Source organism: Thalassiella azotivora (genome assembly GCF_054781695.1).
Genome location: NZ_BAAGTX010000003.1, coordinates 81349 through 96806, shown reverse-complemented (window position 1 = coordinate 96806; position 15458 = coordinate 81349). Strand labels below are relative to the sequence as shown.

Here is a 15458-nt window from a genome sequence, read left to right as displayed (position 1 = left end):
CACACGACGATCGGGGACACGGTGATCACAGCCGAGCGGCTGGGCAAGACGTACGGGAGCAAGCGGGCGGTCGACGACCTGAGCTTCGAGGTGCAGCCGGGGCGGGTGACCGGCTTCCTCGGACCGAACGGGGCGGGCAAGTCGACGACGATGCGGCTCATGCTCGACCTGGACCGGGGATCCGGTCGCACGCTCTTCGACGGACGCAGCTACCGCGAGATCCGCCACCCGCTGCGCGAGGTCGGGACCGTCCTGGAGGCCAAGGCCTTCCACCCGACGCGCACCGCGCGCAACCACCTGCGGATGCTCGCGGCGGCCAACGCCATCCCCGCCCAGCGGGCCGACGACGTCCTCGAGCTCGTGGGTCTCGCTTCCGTCACGCACGGCCGGCCGAAGGGGTTCTCCCTGGGCATGGGTCAGCGCCTCGGGCTGGCGGTGGCGCTGCTCGGTGACCCGCACACGCTCATCCTGGACGAGCCGGCGAACGGGCTCGACCCCCAGGGCATCCACTGGCTACGGGACTTCCTCAAGGCGTACGCGGCGTCCGGGCGCACGGTGTTCGTGTCGAGCCACCTGCTGTCGGAGATGGCGCTGATGGCGGACGAGCTCGTCGTCATCGGGCGCGGACGGCTGATCCACACCGGCGACGTGCCCACGTTCGTCAGCCGCTTCTCGACGACGCAGGTGCTCGTGCGCAGCCCCAGGCTGGGCGAGCTCGTGGAGCTGCTGCGGCCACTCGGGGCGCGGGACCAGCCCACGGGGGACGGGGCGGCGCTGCTGGACGACGTGACGCCCCAGCAGGTGGGCGACGTGGCCGCCGGCCACGGCATCGCGCTGCACGAGCTCACCACGCGGACGGCGTCCCTGGAGCAGGCCTTCCTGCAGGCGACCGGCGAGTCCAGCGAGTACCGCACGCCCGACCAGCCGGGAGCCGCCGTACGGCACTTCCCTCACGACGGGACGGGGGCCGTCCGATGATCGACGCGCTGCGTTTCGAGTGGGTCCGGCTGCGGACCGTGCGTTCGACGTACTGGCTGGTCGGGCTGGCGATCGGGCTGCCCGCGGTCGTGACCGGGCTCGTCGGGTGGTTCTCACGCGAGGAGGACCTCGCGTCCGGGATCGAGGTGGCCGTCATGACGGGCGGTGTCGCGTTGTTCCCCCTGCCCATCCCTGCCGTCCTCGTCGGGATCCTCGGCGTGCTGTCCATGGGGCACGAGTACCGGCACGGCACCATCCGGCCCACCCTCTCGGCGCTACCCCGCCGCAGCGTCCTGGTAGCCGCGAAGCTCGCGGTCGTCGTGGTCGCGGCTGTGCTGGTCGCCATCGCCGGACTCGTCGCCAACTACGCCGTGTTCGCGGTGACACGTGGCGCCCCTGAGATCGACGGCAGAGGGCGGGCGGCGATGGTGGGCTACGTCGTCCTGCTCGTGCTCTGGGCCGTCGTGGGCCTGGGAGCGACCTTGCTGGCGCGCGTCACTGCGCTGGTGCTGCCGCTGCTCTTCGTGCTCCCTCTGGTCATCGAGCCCGTGCTGTTCGGGCTGACCTTCATCCCCGCGCTCGACGGTCTGCAGCCCGTGACCCGGTTCCTGCCGTTCAGTGCCGGGTCGCAGCTGGCGCAGAGCCTGCCCCTGGAGCAGGTCGCGGGTGCCTCGGGTCCGGGTCCGCTGAGCCGGGTCGAGAACGGGGCCGTGTTCGCGGCGTTCGCCCTGCTCGTCCTCGCACCCGCGTGGGCGCTGTTCGAGCGCCGCGACGCCTGAGGTCGTTCGGACCAGGACCAGGACCAACCGGGACGACGGAGGCCGGCTGCCCCTCGGGCAGCCGGCCTCGCCGTTCTGCTGTGCGCCGGACCGGGAGCGCCTCTCGGCGCGTGGCCGCTCGTAGCGGCTTCAGGTGGAGCCCGGGGCTACCGCAGCCCGACGCACGTCGAGCGTAACCGGTGGGACGCCGTGGGTGTTCCCCCGCTCAGGTGAGCCTGCCCTGCCGGTAGCGGTCGGCGGCGTGCTCGAGCTGCTCGGCCGTGCGCAGCATCCGCGCAGCCGACCGCACCGACGCCCCCGGAGAGGCACCGGAGGGCGCAGGGGCCGCCTCCGCGGTCAGCTCGGCCCGGCCGGCGGACACGATCCGGGCGAAGGCGGCGGCGCGTTCCATCGTCACGGCCAGGTCGCCGCGCGACACGCCGGTGAGGACGTCGGCCAGCATCTGCCGCACCTGCTCAGGTCCGGGCGGGTCGGCGACGCCGGCCACGACCTCGAGGACCGGCGTGCGGCGCCGTCCCTCGGCGAACTCGCGGGACGCCCCGACGGGGTCCGCCTCGACCCAAGCCCGCAGCACGTACAACCTCCACAGGACGCCGGGCAGCGAGTCCGCGGGGGAGTCGGCCCACAGGTCGGCGAGCAGCTCGAGTCCGTGCTCGTCGGCGAGGTCGACGACCCGGTCGACGACCTGCTGGTCGTCGCTGCTGCGGGCGCCCTCGACGAGCAGCCACGCGGTGGTGTGCGCCGCGCGGGCGCGCTCGGCGGGGTCGGCACCGCCGGCGGCGGAGTCCAGGGCCGCGGGCCCGAGCAGGGTGGGGCGCCGGGGGCGGTGCGGTCCGGGCGCGTCGGTGCTCACCCGCCCAGGGTGTCACCGCGAGCGGTCACCGGTCACCCCGCCACCGCCGCACCCGCGACCTCCCCGCACCGAACTGATCGTCAGACGTTTCTGGTGGTGATCACCACCAGAAACGTCTGACGATCAGTAGCCGGCGGGGGAGGGGCAGCGGTCAGGGGTGCGCGGTGCGTGGCGCTCAGAAGCGGAAGGGCTTCGGCGGGGGCGCCAGCGTGGCCCGGGGGCACTCGTCGAGCGTCAGGTTGCCGAACTTCAGGGCGTCGTCCGAGAGGGACTCGACGCTCCAGCCGTGCTCCGTGCCGAAGCGGGTCACGGTGACGCGGTAGATCGTGATCTCGTACTTGGTCGGGGTGCCGTACGCGACCTGGATGCTGCCGATGAGCTCGGCGTCCCCCGGGTGGCCCTGGCCGTTCCACGGGCGGTCGTACCGGCTCCAGACGCTGGGCTCGGACTGCCAGACGCCGCCGTTGAGCACGTCCTGGAGCGCCAGCTCGACGAGGATCGCCCGCGCCGACTCCTCGGGGACGACGGCAGCGGGTCGGATGACCTCCGAGATGACGCCCTCGTCGTACACCTCGGACACCAGCAGCTCGGAATCGTCCACGGTCCCCATACCCCTCAGTGGCCTCGCGTCGGTGGCCCTGCTCAGCCCGGCTCGGTGCCGGTGCACTCGACCTATCGGCAGCGGTGGCACGTCACTTCACCCGCGAGGTCCCACCGGTTGCCCACGACATTGTGACACGACTCGCATCACAGCCTGTCACCGATCGGTCGCGTGGCGTCAGAGTCGATGTCGGGGGTGTCGCTGGTGCGGTGGAGGTCGTTGGGGCACAATGGCCGCGTCGGACGCCGTCCGGCAGCACGCACGCCGATCCCGGTGCAGCGCTCGCGGTCCGTAGGGGAAGACGTACCTCGAGCCAGCCAAGGAGGTCGGTATGTCTGCTGCGACCACGCGCGGCGTCCTGTTCGTGCACTCCGCGCCGCGTGCTCTGTGTCCTCACGTCGAGTGGGCGGCGGGCGGAGTCCTCGGCGTGCGCGTCGGCCTGGACTGGACGCCGCAGCCGGCCGCCCCCGGGACCTACCGGGCCGAGCTCTCGTGGCAGTCGGGACCGGGCACCGGGGCGACGCTGACGTCGGCGCTGCGCGGGTGGGCCCACCTGCGCTACGAGGTCACCGAGGAGCCGAGCCCGGGGGTCGACGGCGGCCGCTGGAGCCACACCCCCGAGCTCGGGATCTTCCACGCGGTCACCGACGCCCACGGCAACGTCGTGGTGCCCGAGGACCGGGTCCGCGCGGCGGTGCTCGCCGGGGCGGACGACCCCGACGTGCTGCGGCACGAGCTCGATCTCGCCCTCGGCCGCGCGTGGGACGACGAGCTCGAGCCCTTCCGGTACGCGGGCGAGGGAGCCCCGGTGCGCTGGCTGCACCGGGTGGGCTGAACCGCCCGCACGCCCGGCGACGCGCCCGGACCCCGGCAGCGCTCGGTGGCGCCGGGGTCCGTGCGTCGAGCCGTCCGTCCTCGGGGTCCGCGACCCCGCGCGGACGGGTCGGTCAGGAGGCGGTGCGGAACGCCACCGCCACGTTGTGGCCGCCGAACCCGAACGAGTTGTTCAGGGCCACGCCCTCCCCGATCTCCCTCGGCTTGTCCAGCGCGACGTCCAGGGCCACGTCGGGGTCGAGGTCGGTCACGTTGATCGTCGGCGGGGCCAGCCGGTGGTGCAGCGCCAGGATGCTCAGGACGCTCTCCACCGCGCCCGCCGCACCCAGCAGGTGCCCGGTCATCGACTTCGTCGCCGAGACCACGACCGAGTCCACCGCCGAGCCGAGGACCGCGCGCAGGGCCGCGGCCTCCGCGACGTCACCGGCCGGGGTCGAGGTCGCGTGCGCGTTGACGTGCACCACGTCGGACGCCGAGAAGTCGCCGTCCCGCAGGGCGTCGCGCATGGCCCGGGTCGCCCCCGCCCCGACGGGGTCCGGGGCGGCGATGTGGTGGGCGTCGGAGGTCAGCCCCGCCGACACCACGTGCGCGTACACCCGGGCGCCGCGCGCCCTGGCGTGCTCCTCGGACTCCAGCACCAGGCTGCCCGCGCCCTCGCCGAGCACGAACCCGTTGCGGGCCGCGTCGTAGGGCCGCGACGCCGTGGCCGGCTCGTCGTTGCTGGTCGACAGCGCGCGCATCGCGGCGAACCCGGCGATCGGCAGCGGGTGGATCGCCGCCTCCGTGCCACCGGCCACCACGACGTCCGCCCGGCCCCGGCGGATCATGTCGGCGGCGTAGGCGACCGCCTCCGCGCCGGACGCGCAGGCCGACACGGGGCTGTGGGCGCCGGCGCGGGCACCCATCTCGATCGCGATGGCGCCGGCGGCACCGTTCGGCATGAGCATCGGGACCGTCATCGGCGACAGCCGGCGGGCGCCGCGCTCGCGCAGCGTGTCGTAGGCGTCGAGGAGCGTCCAGACCCCGCCGATCCCGGTGGCGAACACGACGCCGAGGCGCTCCGGGTCGAGCTCGGGCGCGCCGGCGTCCTGCCACGACTCGCGGGCGGCGACCATCGCGTACTGCCCCGAGGGGTCGAGCTTCTTCGCCTCGTGACGGGGCAGCACCTCCGTGGCCGGCGTGTGCAGGGACGCGGCGAAGGTCACCGGCAGCTCGTAGCCGGCCACCCAGTCCTGGGTGAGGGTGCGGGCGCCCGAACGGCCCGCGAGCGCGGCCTCCCAGGTGCTGGGGACGTCCGCGCCGAGGGGGGTCGTCGCCCCCAGGCCGGTGACGACGACGGCGCGCTGACCGGTCATGGATCTGCCTCCTGGTCGGGGGTGGTGGTGGGGGCGGGAGCCGCCCGCACCGGCCCCGTGGTCGACGGGGCCGGTGCGGTGCGGGCTGGTGCGGGCTGGTGCCGGTTGGTCGAGGTGCGGGTCAGCCCTGCGCCTGCTGCACGTAGGCGACGACGTCGCGCACGGTCCGCAGGTTCTTGATGTCGTCGTCCGGGATCTTCACGCCGAACTTGTCCTCGGCCTGCACCACGATCGAGGTCATCGACAGCGAGTCGATGTCCAGGTCGTCGGTGAAGGACTTGTCCATCTCGACGGACTCCTTGGGCAGGCCGGTCTCCTCGTTGACCAGCTCGGCGATCCCGTCGAGGATCTCCTGCTCGCTCTGCGCCATCGTGCGGTGCTCCTTCGTCTCGTCCGTGCCCGGTCGTCGCCGGGGCTGCCGTGCCGTGGACGCCGTCGCGGCGGCCACGGCGGGTCGTGCGACCCGCCCTCGCGGGCGGGGGTCTGTGCGGGGCCGGGTCAGTGCGGTGCCGGTGGTCAGGGCAGGACGACGACCTGGCTGGCGTACGCCAGGCCGGCGCCGAAGCCGATGAGCAGCGCGAGCCCGCCCGACGCAGCCTCACCCTCGCTCAGCATCCGGTCCATCGCGAGCGGGATGGAGGCCGCCGAGGTGTTGCCCGTGTCGACGATGTCGCGTGCCACCGGGACCGACTCGGGCAGGCCGAGCTGCTTGACCATCGCGTCGATGATCCGCACGTTCGCCTGGTGCGGGATGAACGCCGCGAGGTCCTCCGGCGCGACGCCGGAGGCCTCGAGGGTCTTGCGGGCGACCGGGGCCATCTGCCAGACCGCCCAGCGGAAGACGCTCTGCCCGGCCATCCTCAGCGCCGGCCACTCCGTGGTGTGGTCGCGCACGTCGATCCACGAGTGCTTCTGGGAGATGACGTCCCACGCGCTGCCGTCCGAGCCCCACTGCGTCGGCCCGATCCCCGGCACGTCCGACGGGCCGACCACCACGGCCCCCGCGCCGTCACCGAAGATGAACGCGGTGGACCGGTCGTGGCTGTCGGTGAAGTCCGACAGCTTCTCCACCCCCACGACGAGGACGTGCCGTGCGCTGCCCGCCCGGACCATGTCGGAGGCGAGCCCGACGCCGTAGCAGAACCCCGCGCACGCGGCGGACACGTCGAGGGCGGCGGCCGGCGTCGCGCCCAGGCGGTGCGCCAGCAGCGCGGCCGAGGACGGCGTCTGGTACGGGTGCGTCACCGTCGCGACGAGGACGACGTCGACGTCGGCGCCGCTGATCCCGGCCCGTTCCAGGGCGACGCGCGAGGCGTGCTCGGCCATGTCGGTGACGCTCTCGTCGGGGGCCGCGAAGCGCCGCGAGACGATGCCCGACCGCTCGCGGATCCACTGGTCCGAGGAGTCGATGTGCTCGCAGATCTCGTCGTTGGTGACGACCCGCTCGGGCCGGTACGACCCGACGGACAGCAGGCGGGCGTGCTCGGCGCCACGGGGCGCCAGCAGGGTCGCGGTCTGGGGGCTCGGTGTGCTCATGCGTCGCTCCCGGAGGGTGCGGGGGTGGGGGACGGCGGCTGGCCGCCGTGCTCGGTCACGAGGGCGGCGGCGGCCTCGAGGTCGTCGGGGGTCTTCAGCGCCACGGCGGGCACGCCGCGCAGGGTGCGCCGGGCCAGGTTGGTCAGCGTCCCCGCGGGGGTGAGCTCAAGCAGCCCGGTGACGCCGAGGTCCGCGAGGGTGTCCTGGCACAGGTCCCAGCGCACCGGGTTGCGCACCTGCCGCACGAGGCGGCGCAGCGCGTCGGCGCCGTCGGTGACCACCTCCCCGTCGGCGTTGGACAGCAGCCGCACCAGCGGGTCGGCGGGGGTGGTGCCGGCGGCGGCCTGCTCCATGGCCTCCACGGCGGGGGCCATGTGCTCGGTGTGGAACGCCCCGGCGACCTGCAGCGGGATCACGCGGGCCCTGGCGGGCGGGTCGTCCGCGAGGGCCTGGAGCCGGTCGAGGGTGCCGGCGGCGACCACCTGCCCGGCGCCGTTGACGTTCGCGGCGACCAGGCCGTGCCGGCCCAGGGTGGCGGTGACCTCGTCGGCGTCGCCGCCGAGGACGGCGCTCATGCCGGTGGGCGTCGCGGCGCTCGCCTGCGCCATCGCTCGTCCGCGCGCGGCGACGAGCCCGGCCGCGTCGCTGGGGGTCAGGACGCCGGTCGCGGCAGCCGCCGTGAGCTCGCCGACGCTGTGCCCCGCGGCGACGTCCACGCGCCGGCTGACCGCGTCGGCCAACGCCCGGCCGCCTCCGGCGAGCGCACCGGCGTCCGCGCCGTCGTCGAGCGCGGCGAGCAGGGCCTGCAGGCTCAGCAGACCTGCGGCGACGATGAGGGGCTGCGCCACGGCGGTGTCCCGGATCGTGTCGGCGTCGGAGACCGTCCCGTGCGCGGAGAGGTCGAGGCCGGCGGCGTCCGAGAGGGCGGAGAGCTGGTCCGCGGCGCCGGGCAGCTCGAGCCAGGGCGAGAGCATGCCGGGGGTCTGGGAGCCCTGACCGGGGCAGAGGAGAGCGAGCACGGTCCCAGACTCCCGGGCCGCCCGGCGCCGTGGTCGTCACGACGCCGACCAAGTGAGTGACCGGGATTTGTAGGGATCCTACAAGTGGGGAAGTGGAGCCGCGGGCGACGAGACGTCGCCGGCGCCGGCGGCCGCGACCGGTGGGCCGGCTGGTGGTGCGGCTGGTGGAGCGGTGACCGGTGCCTCCGGGGGACGGCGGTGCGCCGCTGGCGGCCCGTCGGCGAGCAGCCCGATGGTCATCCCCACCTGCAGCACGTACGCCTCGCGGGCGTTCATGGCGTTCCAACCCGTCACGTCCGCGGCGCGGCGGAGCCGGTAGCGCACGGTGTTGGGGTGCACGAAGAGGGTCCGTGCCGTGGCCTCCAGGGAGCGTCCGTGCTCCAGGTACGTGGCGACGGTGTCGGCCAGCGCGCCGCCGGCGGCCACCAGCGGGCGGTGGACGCGGTCCAGCAGCGCCCGCCGTGCGGTGACGTCGCCGGACAGGACGCGCTCGGGCAGCAGGTCGTCGGCGTGCACGGGGCGGGGCGCCTGCGGCCAGCCGCGCGCGGCCACCAACCCCGCCAGGGCGGTGCGGGCCGAGCGCCCGGCCGCCGACAGCCCCGGCACGACGGGCCCGACCACCACGGGGCCCGGTCCGAAGCGCGTGAGCAGGGCCGGGACGGCGTCCCGAGGGTCACCGGAGGAGCCCAGGACGACGACCAGGCGGTCGCCCTGCAGCCCGACGAGGGCGTCGTCGGCGGCGCTCTGCGCAGCACGCCGGACCTCGGCGACGGCGTCGTCGGCCTCCCCGGGCAGGGTCGTCCCGACGACGACGGCGACGGCGTCGTGGCCCTGCCAGCCGAGCGCGGCGACCCGCGACCGCAGGGCCTCGTCGGTGTCCCCGCGCAGCAGGGCGTCGACGACGAGGGCCTCCAGGCGTGCGTCCCACGCGCCGCGCGCCTCCGCGGCGTGCGCGTACACCTCGGCGGCGGCGAACGCGACCTCCCGGGAGTAGCGCAGCACCCCGTCGCGCAGCACCTGCTCCTCGCCGGGCAGCGCCAGCAGGTCGACGTTCTCCTCGACGACCTGCACGATCGTGCGGGTCAGCTGCAGGGTCTGGCTCAACGTGACCGAGCGGGTCAGCTCGCGCGGCGCGGTACCGAAGACGTCGGCGGTGACCTGCGGCGGCGTCGTCGGGTCGGCGTACCAGGCAGTGAACGCGGAGATCCCGGCCTGGGCGACCAGACCCACCCAGGAGCGGTCCTCCGGCGGCATCGCCCGGTACCACGGCAGCAGCTCGTCGAGGCGGCGCAGCGCGACCGTGGACAACCGGCTGCCGCCCTGCCGCAGCCTGCGCAGGGACGCCTCGCTCACCCGCTGCGCCACGGCGCGAGTCTAGGTGGAGGCGCCGGACGGGGCGTTCACCCGACCGGGTGGCGGCTTTGTCGGACAGCGACAACCCCGGGCGCGCGGGCTCGCGCACGGGCGTGACCGGGGGCCGTTGGCTATTGTCGGTGCAGGCCGAGGGCGACGCGTCGCCCCGAAGGCCCGGCCGGACGGCACGCGGGAAGGACGGCATGGGAATCCTCGACCGGGTGCGACAGCGGGTCTCCCGCGTCACACCGCAACGACTCAAGCCCGCGCTGCGCTCGGTGAGCGGGCGGGCCGGTGCGCGCCGGCGCAGCACGAGCCGCCCCCCGGCGGACCTGGCGCGCGAGAACGCGCTGCGCATGCGGCTGCACGACGACCCCAACGACGAGGCGGCCTTCGACGAGCTGGTGGAGATCGTCCGTCGCCGGGCCGTCGAGGGGCACGTCACCGAGACGGCCCCGGGCCAGACCCTGTCGCAGGACCCGCCGACGCCGCCGCAGGACCCCGAGCGCGCCGCGACCTACGCGGTCTGGGCGCTGTCGGAGGAGCTGGCGGGCAACCACCGGGCGTGGCACCCGTTGATCGAGCTCGCCAGGCTGTCGATCCACGACGACCGCGAGGGCGCGCTGCGGCGGCTGGGGACCGCCGCCGAGCGCGACCACAGCGGCCGCGCCCTGGCCGAGGGGCTCGCGATGCTGCGCGAGGTGGGCCTGCCGGACGAGGCGCTGGGGCTCGGGGTCGGGCACTGGCGTCCGCGCGAGCACGACGTCGAGGCGGGCCGCCACCTGGTCCAGTCCGCCGTCGAGGCGGGGCGGATCGCCGAGGCGCGCCGTCACCTCGAGGCGCTGTCCCAGCACCCCGACCAGGGTCGCGTCGGCCCCCTGCGGGCCGAGCTCGAGGCGCAGATCCACTCCGCGGACCCGAGGCGCCGGTCCTGACCACCGGCGCCTGACCACCGTCGACCCGTCCTCCAGGGTCAGGTCGAGGGGATGTCGAGGGGACGCAGCGAGGCCCCGGTCCGCAGGGACCGGGGCCTCGTCACGTGCGGGCCGCGCGGGGCGGGGCTCAGCCGGAGTCGCCCTCGTTGTTGCCCGTCGTCCCGGCCGTCACGTCGTGCAGCCGGTACTGCTCGTACGCCCGCCCCGGCACGTCGCGCTCGACCTCGCCGCGACGCGCCAGCTCCGCCAGCGCCTGGTAGGCGATCGACGGACCGTCGACGTGGAAGTGCCGGCGGACCGCCGGGCGGGTGTCCGACAGGCCGAAGCCGTCGGTGCCCAGCGACACGAACTCGTTCGGCACGTACTGGCGGATCTGGTCGGGGACGGCCCGCATCCAGTCCGAGACCGCCACCACCGGGCCTGTCGCGTCGTGCTGGGCGAGCCGCTGGGCGACGAACGGGGTGGGCCGCTCCTCGCCGGGGTGGTCGAACGCCCACTCGTCGCAGGCCAGGCCGTCGCGCCGCAGCTCGTTCCACGACGTGACGCTCCAGACGTCCGCGTCGACGCCGAAGTCCCTGCCGAGGAGCTCCTGGGCCTCCAGGGCCCACGGCACCGCGACGCCCGAGGCCATCAGCTGCACCCGCGGACGGCCCTCGGTGCGCTGGCCGGGGGAGAGCAGGTAGATCCCGCGCAGGACACCCTCGACGTCCAGGTCGTCCGGTTCCGCCGGCTGGGGCATCGGCTCGTTGTAGACCGTCAGGTAGTACATGACGTCGCGGTCGCGTGCGCCGCCGTCGGCGTGGGCCCCGTCCGCCCCGTACATGCGCTCCAGGGCGTCGCGCACCACGTGCCCGAGCTCGTAGGCGTACGCCGGGTCGTAGGACACGACCGCGGGGTTCGTCGAGGCCAGCAGCAGCGAGTGCCCGTCGGCGTGCTGCAGCCCCTCACCGGTCAGCGTCGTGCGCCCCGCGGTCGCCCCCAGCAGGAAGCCGCGCGTCATCTGGTCGCCCGCCGCCCACAGCCCGTCGCCGGTGCGCTGGAACCCGAACATCGAGTAGAAGATGTAGACCGGGATCATCGGCTCGCCGTGCGTGGCGTACGACGTGCCCGCCGCGGTGAAGGCGGCGACGGACCCCGCCTCGTTGATGCCGACGTGCAGGATCTGGCCCTGCTCGGACTCCTTGTACGCGAGCATCAGCTCGCGGTCGACGGACACGTAGTTCTGCCCGTGCGGGTTGTAGATCTTCGCGGTCGGGAAGAACGAGTCCATCCCGAACGTGCGCGCCTCGTCCGGGATGATCGGGACGACGCGACGGCCGAACTCCTTGTCCCGCATCAGCTCCTTGAGCAGGCGGACGAACGCCATCGTGGTCGCGACGCTCTGCTTGCCCGACCCCCGCTTGACGACCTTGTACGCGTCGTCGCCGGGCAGCTCGAGCGCCTTGGCGTCGACGCGCCGCTCCGGCACGAAGCCGCCGAGCACGCGCCGGCGCTCGCGCAGGTAGCGGACCTCCTCGGAGTCCTCGCCGGGGTGGTAGTACGGCGGCAGGTACGGGTCGGCCTCGAGCTGCTCGTCGGACACGGGGATGCGCAGGCTGTCGCGCAGGCCCTTGAGGTCGTCCAGCGTCAGCTTCTTCATCTGGTGCGTGGCGTTGCGGCCGGCGAAGTGCGTGCCCAGGCCGTAGCCCTTGATGGTCTTCGCGAGGATGACCGTGGGCTGCCCCGTGTGCTCCACCGCGGCCTTGTACGCCGCGTACACCTTGCGGTAGTCGTGCCCGCCGCGCTTGAGCTTCCAGATGTCCTCGTCGGACATCTTCTCGACCATCCGCTGCGTGCGCGGGTCGCGGCCGAAGAAGTGGTCGCGGATGAACGCGCCGTCCTCGGCCCGGTAGGTCTGGTAGTCGCCGTCCGGGGTCTGGTTCATCAGGTTGACCAGCGCGCCGTCGCGGTCGGCGCCGAGCAGCGGGTCCCACTCCCGACCCCAGACGACCTTGATGACGTTCCACCCGGCACCGCGGAAGAACGACTCCAGCTCCTGGATGATCTTGCCGTTCCCGCGGACCGGGCCGTCGAGACGCTGCAGGTTGCAGTTGATGACGAAGTTGAGGTTGTCGAGCTCCTCGAACGCGGCCACCTGCAGCAGGCCCCGGCTCTCCGGCTCGTCCATCTCGCCGTCGCCGAGGTACGCCCACACCTGCTGCTGGGAGGTGTCCTTGATCCCGCGGGCGTGCAGGTACTTGTTGAACTGCGCCTGGTAGATCGCGTTCATCGGGCCGATGCCCATCGAGACCGTGGGGAACTCCCAGAAGTCCTTCATCAGGCGCGGGTGCGGGTAGGACGGGATCCCGCCGCCCGGGTGCGACAGCTCCTGGCGGAACCCGTCGAGCTGGCCCTCCGAGAGGCGGCCCTCGAGGAACGCGCGGGCGTAGATGCCGGGGGAGGCGTGGCCCTGGATGAAGACGTGGTCGCCGCCGCCGGGGTGGTCCTTGCCGCGGAAGAAGTGGTTGAAGCCGACCTCGTACAGCGTCGCGGAGGACGCGTAGGTGGAGATGTGGCCGCCCACGGAGATGTCGGGACGCTGGGCCCGGTGCACCATCACGGCCGCGTTCCAGCGCAGGAACGCCCGGTAGCGGCGCTCGACCTCCTCGTCACCGGGGAACCACGGCTCCGACTCCGGCGGGATGGTGTTGACGTAGTCGGTGGCCGTCAGGCTGGGGACGCCGACCTGCCGCTCCCGCGCCCGCTGCAGCATGCTCAGCATCAGGTAGCGGGCCCGCTGGCGGCCGCGCTCGTCGACGACTCCGTCGAGCGACTCGCGCCACTCCGCCGTCTCCTCGGGGTCGATGTCGGGCAGCTGGCTCGGCATCCCGTTGAGGATGGGGCCGGCTTCCTCGCGTCCTGCCACGTCGGGACCTCGTTCTCCACTCGTGCGACGCGCGCGGCCGGTGACCGGTGGGTCGGGTGCGGTCGCGTGCGGTGACGGGTCCATCCTGTCCCTCCGTGCGCGCCACGTCACATCGACCCCCTCTTGACGAGCGGCGGGCGGCCTCCCCGGTAGCGTGCGCTGGATGCGCACCGAGGTCCTCGAGATCCGCACCGGCAGCGACGAGCGGGTGCACGACCTGACCGACGAGGTGGGGCGCTTCCTCGCCGACGCGGGCGCCGGCGACGGCCTGCTGCACGTGTTCGTCCCGCACGCCACCGCCGGGGTCGCGGTGATCGAGACCGGCGCCGGGTCCGACGACGACCTGCTCGCGGCGCTGGCCGCCGTCCTGCCCGCCGAGGGGCCGGCCGGCCACGGGTGGCGGCACGCGCACGGCTCGCCCGGGCACGGCCGCGACCACGTCCTGCCCGCGTTCGTCGCCCCGTACGCCACCCTGCCCGTGGTCGACGGCCGGCTGGCGCTGGGCACGTGGCAGAGCGTGTGCCTCGTCGACACCAACGCCGACAACCCCGACCGGCGCGTGCGGCTGTCCTACCTGCCCGCGTGAGCCACCGGCCCGCCCGCCCGCTGCGGCTGGCCGACGACGCGGCCCCGCCCGCCGGCGCCCGGCAGGACGTCGTCGAGCGGACCGCGGCGCGCGTCGTCCTGCTCGACGAGCGGGGGCGCACGCTGCTGTTCCGCGGCGGCGACCCCGCCCGGCCGGACCTGGGCACCTGGTGGTTCACCCCGGGCGGGGGCGTCGACCCCGGCGAGGACCTGGCCGCGGCCGCTCGCCGCGAGCTGCGGGAGGAGACCGGCGTGGTCGCCGCGGACGTCGGCCGGGTGCGCGCGACCCGCGTGTGCGGGTTCTCCTTCGAGGGGCGCTGGTACCGCCAGCAGGAGAGCTTCTTCGTCGTGCGGGCACCGGCCGCCGACGTCCACGTCGACCGGTCCGCCTGGACGGAGGTGGAGCGGCGCAGCGTCGTGGACCACCGGTGGTGGACCGCGGCGGAGCTGCAGCGGACCGGCGACGTCGTGCACCCGTCGGACCTGCTGGACCTGCTGCGCGCGGTGGGCTGACCCCGCGCCGGGGTGTTCCGCACCGGGCGGCGGGCTCGTACCGTGGAGGGGTCACCCAGCCGCGGGGAGGTCGACATGCGGGCAGCAGTCGGAGACCGGCTCACGATGCACGGCAAGGTCGTCGGGCAGGCGGACGAGGAGTGCGAGGTCGTCGAGGTCCTCGGCGAGGACGGCGGCCCGCCGTACCGGGTGCGCCACGCCGACGGGCACGAGGGCGTGCTCGTGCCCGGTCCCGACACGTCCGTGCGGTCGGCGAGCGGCTGAGGGTGCGGGTGACGCGCACAGGGTGACCGGCCGGTCAGCGGCCGGTCACGGTCGGTCACAGCCGGTCACGGCCGGTCGGAGCCCCTCGGCTCAGCCGACGGCGCCGAGCACGCGCTGCGGCCCGGCGTAGACGTTCAGCGTCGGCGGTCGCAGGAAGCCGACGAGCGTCTGGCCCGCGCTGCGGGCGACCTCGACGGCGAGCGAGGACGGCGCCGAGACCGCCGCCACCACCGGGACCCCGGCCACCCACGCCTTCTGGACGAGCTCGAAGGAGGCGCGCCCCGACAGCGCGAGCACCGTGCCGGTCAGCGGCCAGCCCCGCTCGCGCGCGCAGCGGCCGAGCACCTTGTCGACGGCGTTGTGCCGCCCGACGTCCTCGGCCGCCGCGACCAGCGTCCCGTCCGCCTCGAACAGCGCGGCGCCGTGCAGGCCGCCGGTGCGCTCGAAGGCGCCCTGCACCTCCCTGAGTCGCTGCGGCAGCCCGGCCAGCACCCGGGCGTCCACCGTGACCGCGTCCCCGCCCAGGTCCGGCGCGCCCCGTTCGCGGACGGCGTCGACCGACGCCGACCCGCACACGCCGCACGCGGACGTCACGCCGAAGGTCCGGCGGCCGGCCAGGTCGGGGGGCGCCACCCCGGCAGCGAGGGTCAGCTCCAGCACGTTGAACGTCGGTGACCCCTGCTCGTCCACGTCGGAGCAGTGCACCCCGGTCGCGACGGCCTGCGGCCCGGGCAGGAGCCCCTCGGTCAGCAGGAACCCCAGGGCCAGGTCCAGGTCGTGGCCGGGGGTGCGCATCGTCGTCACCAGCGGCTCGCCGTCCACGCGGATCTCCAGCGGCTCCTCCACCGCGACCGCGTCGGGGCGGGTCGTGACCAGCGGACGCCCCCGGGGGTCGTCGGGCAGGCGCAGCCTCACCACCGGGGTCCGCCGCGTCACCCTGCCCACGTC

16 protein-coding genes are annotated in these 15458 nt (G+C 74.6%); 7 read left to right on the top strand and 9 right to left on the bottom strand.

Translation table 11 applies throughout. From position 1 onward, the window contains the following. The first annotated feature begins 21 nt into the window (after positions 1-21). Both ACYVQV_RS03200 and ACYVQV_RS03195 read left to right on the top strand, forming a co-directional pair. Entirely contained in the window at positions 22-978 is a 957-nt protein-coding gene (locus tag ACYVQV_RS03200; protein WP_461021812.1) for an ATP-binding cassette domain-containing protein, read from the top strand. Next, complete coding sequence (locus ACYVQV_RS03195; protein WP_461021811.1) at positions 975-1757, top strand: ABC transporter permease; 783 nt, start codon at positions 975-977, stop codon at positions 1755-1757. Before ACYVQV_RS03200 ends, ACYVQV_RS03195 begins: the two co-directional genes overlap by 4 nt. Before the next feature lie 205 nt (positions 1758-1962). Here the strand turns inward: ACYVQV_RS03195 and ACYVQV_RS03190 are convergent, their stop codons facing one another. Together ACYVQV_RS03190 and ACYVQV_RS03185 are read right to left on the bottom strand one after the other, a co-directional pair. Then, positions 1963-2610 carry a hypothetical protein gene (locus ACYVQV_RS03190; protein ID WP_461021810.1) on the bottom strand — a complete coding sequence of 216 codons (648 nt, stop codon included), beginning with the start codon at positions 2608-2610 and terminating at the stop codon, positions 1963-1965. 175 nt (positions 2611-2785) lie between these two features. Beyond that, the gene (locus ACYVQV_RS03185) at positions 2786-3211 is read right to left on the bottom strand and encodes a hypothetical protein (protein ID WP_461021809.1); all 426 of its coding nucleotides are present in this window, start codon (positions 3209-3211) and stop codon (positions 2786-2788) included. A 331-nt stretch (positions 3212-3542) separates the two neighbouring features. On the opposite strand from ACYVQV_RS03185, the gene ACYVQV_RS03180 reads away from it, so the two are divergent. Then, the gene (locus tag ACYVQV_RS03180; RefSeq protein WP_461021808.1) at positions 3543-4046 is read left to right on the top strand and encodes a DUF3145 domain-containing protein; all 504 of its coding nucleotides are present in this window, start codon (positions 3543-3545) and stop codon (positions 4044-4046) included. A gap of 112 nt (positions 4047-4158) precedes the next feature. Here ACYVQV_RS03180 and fabF read toward each other — a convergent pair whose 3' ends face one another. The 5 genes from fabF to ACYVQV_RS03155 form a co-directional block, all read right to left on the bottom strand. Further along, a complete protein-coding gene (fabF, locus tag ACYVQV_RS03175) occupies positions 4159-5400 on the bottom strand; it encodes a beta-ketoacyl-ACP synthase II (protein WP_461021807.1) in 1242 nt (413 codons plus the stop codon). Between the two features lie 121 nt (positions 5401-5521). Beyond that, positions 5522-5770, bottom strand: coding sequence for an acyl carrier protein (locus ACYVQV_RS03170; protein WP_461021806.1), 249 nt, complete (start codon positions 5768-5770; stop codon positions 5522-5524). A gap of 146 nt (positions 5771-5916) precedes the next feature. After that, positions 5917-6936, bottom strand: coding sequence for a beta-ketoacyl-ACP synthase III (locus tag ACYVQV_RS03165; RefSeq protein ID WP_461021805.1), 1020 nt, complete (start codon positions 6934-6936; stop codon positions 5917-5919). Continuing rightward, positions 6933-7955, bottom strand: a complete 1023-nt coding sequence (locus ACYVQV_RS03160) for an ACP S-malonyltransferase (protein ID WP_461021804.1) — start codon at positions 7953-7955, stop codon at positions 6933-6935. Before ACYVQV_RS03160 ends, ACYVQV_RS03165 begins: the two co-directional genes overlap by 4 nt. 78 nt (positions 7956-8033) lie before the next feature. Then, a complete protein-coding gene (locus ACYVQV_RS03155; RefSeq protein ID WP_461021803.1) occupies positions 8034-9320 on the bottom strand; it encodes a PucR family transcriptional regulator in 1287 nt (428 codons plus the stop codon). A gap of 191 nt (positions 9321-9511) precedes the next feature. On the opposite strand from ACYVQV_RS03155, the gene ACYVQV_RS03150 reads away from it, so the two are divergent. Continuing rightward, positions 9512-10243 (top strand): hypothetical protein, encoded by a 732-nt coding sequence (locus ACYVQV_RS03150; protein WP_461021802.1) that lies wholly within the window; start codon positions 9512-9514, stop codon positions 10241-10243. Positions 10244-10370: 127 nt separating this feature from the next. Here the strand turns inward: ACYVQV_RS03150 and aceE are convergent, their stop codons facing one another. Then, positions 10371-13109 (bottom strand): pyruvate dehydrogenase (acetyl-transferring), homodimeric type, encoded by a 2739-nt coding sequence (aceE, locus tag ACYVQV_RS03145; protein WP_461021929.1) that lies wholly within the window; start codon positions 13107-13109, stop codon positions 10371-10373. A 202-nt stretch (positions 13110-13311) separates the two neighbouring features. Here aceE and ACYVQV_RS03140 point away from each other — a divergent pair, with 202 nt between their 5' ends. The 3 genes from ACYVQV_RS03140 (at position 13312) to ACYVQV_RS03130 (ending at position 14510) form a co-directional block, all read left to right on the top strand. Beyond that, positions 13312-13734, top strand: coding sequence for a secondary thiamine-phosphate synthase enzyme YjbQ (locus tag ACYVQV_RS03140; RefSeq protein ID WP_461021801.1), 423 nt, complete (start codon positions 13312-13314; stop codon positions 13732-13734). Further along, positions 13731-14246, top strand: a complete 516-nt coding sequence (locus tag ACYVQV_RS03135) for an NUDIX hydrolase (protein ID WP_461021800.1) — start codon at positions 13731-13733, stop codon at positions 14244-14246. The genes ACYVQV_RS03140 and ACYVQV_RS03135 overlap by 4 nt, the downstream gene beginning before the upstream one ends. Positions 14247-14321: 75 nt before the next feature. Continuing rightward, positions 14322-14510: a DUF1918 domain-containing protein gene (locus ACYVQV_RS03130; protein WP_461021799.1), complete on the top strand. Its 189-nt coding sequence runs from the start codon at positions 14322-14324 to the stop codon at positions 14508-14510. A gap of 90 nt (positions 14511-14600) precedes the next feature. Here the strand turns inward: ACYVQV_RS03130 and fdhD are convergent, their stop codons facing one another. Then, the gene (gene fdhD, locus ACYVQV_RS03125; protein ID WP_461021798.1) at positions 14601-15455 is read right to left on the bottom strand and encodes a formate dehydrogenase accessory sulfurtransferase FdhD; all 855 of its coding nucleotides are present in this window, start codon (positions 15453-15455) and stop codon (positions 14601-14603) included. Between the last annotated feature and the right edge of the window lie 3 nt (positions 15456-15458).

Coding starts and splice junctions, on each gene's coding strand:
- ACYVQV_RS03195 (WP_461021811.1), top strand. CDS start 975: ATGATCGACGCGCTGCGTTTCGAGTGGGTCCGGCTGCGGACCGTGCGT.
- ACYVQV_RS03180 (WP_461021808.1), top strand. CDS start 3,543: ATGTCTGCTGCGACCACGCGCGGCGTCCTGTTCGTGCACTCCGCGCCG.
- fabF (WP_461021807.1), bottom strand. CDS start 5,400: ATGACCGGTCAGCGCGCCGTCGTCGTCACCGGCCTGGGGGCGACGACC.
- ACYVQV_RS03170 (WP_461021806.1), bottom strand. CDS start 5,770: ATGGCGCAGAGCGAGCAGGAGATCCTCGACGGGATCGCCGAGCTGGTC.
- ACYVQV_RS03165 (WP_461021805.1), bottom strand. CDS start 6,936: ATGAGCACACCGAGCCCCCAGACCGCGACCCTGCTGGCGCCCCGTGGC.
- ACYVQV_RS03150 (WP_461021802.1), top strand. CDS start 9,512: ATGGGAATCCTCGACCGGGTGCGACAGCGGGTCTCCCGCGTCACACCG.
- aceE (WP_461021929.1), bottom strand. CDS start 13,109: ATGCCGAGCCAGCTGCCCGACATCGACCCCGAGGAGACGGCGGAGTGG.
- ACYVQV_RS03140 (WP_461021801.1), top strand. CDS start 13,312: ATGCGCACCGAGGTCCTCGAGATCCGCACCGGCAGCGACGAGCGGGTG.
- ACYVQV_RS03130 (WP_461021799.1), top strand. CDS start 14,322: ATGCGGGCAGCAGTCGGAGACCGGCTCACGATGCACGGCAAGGTCGTC.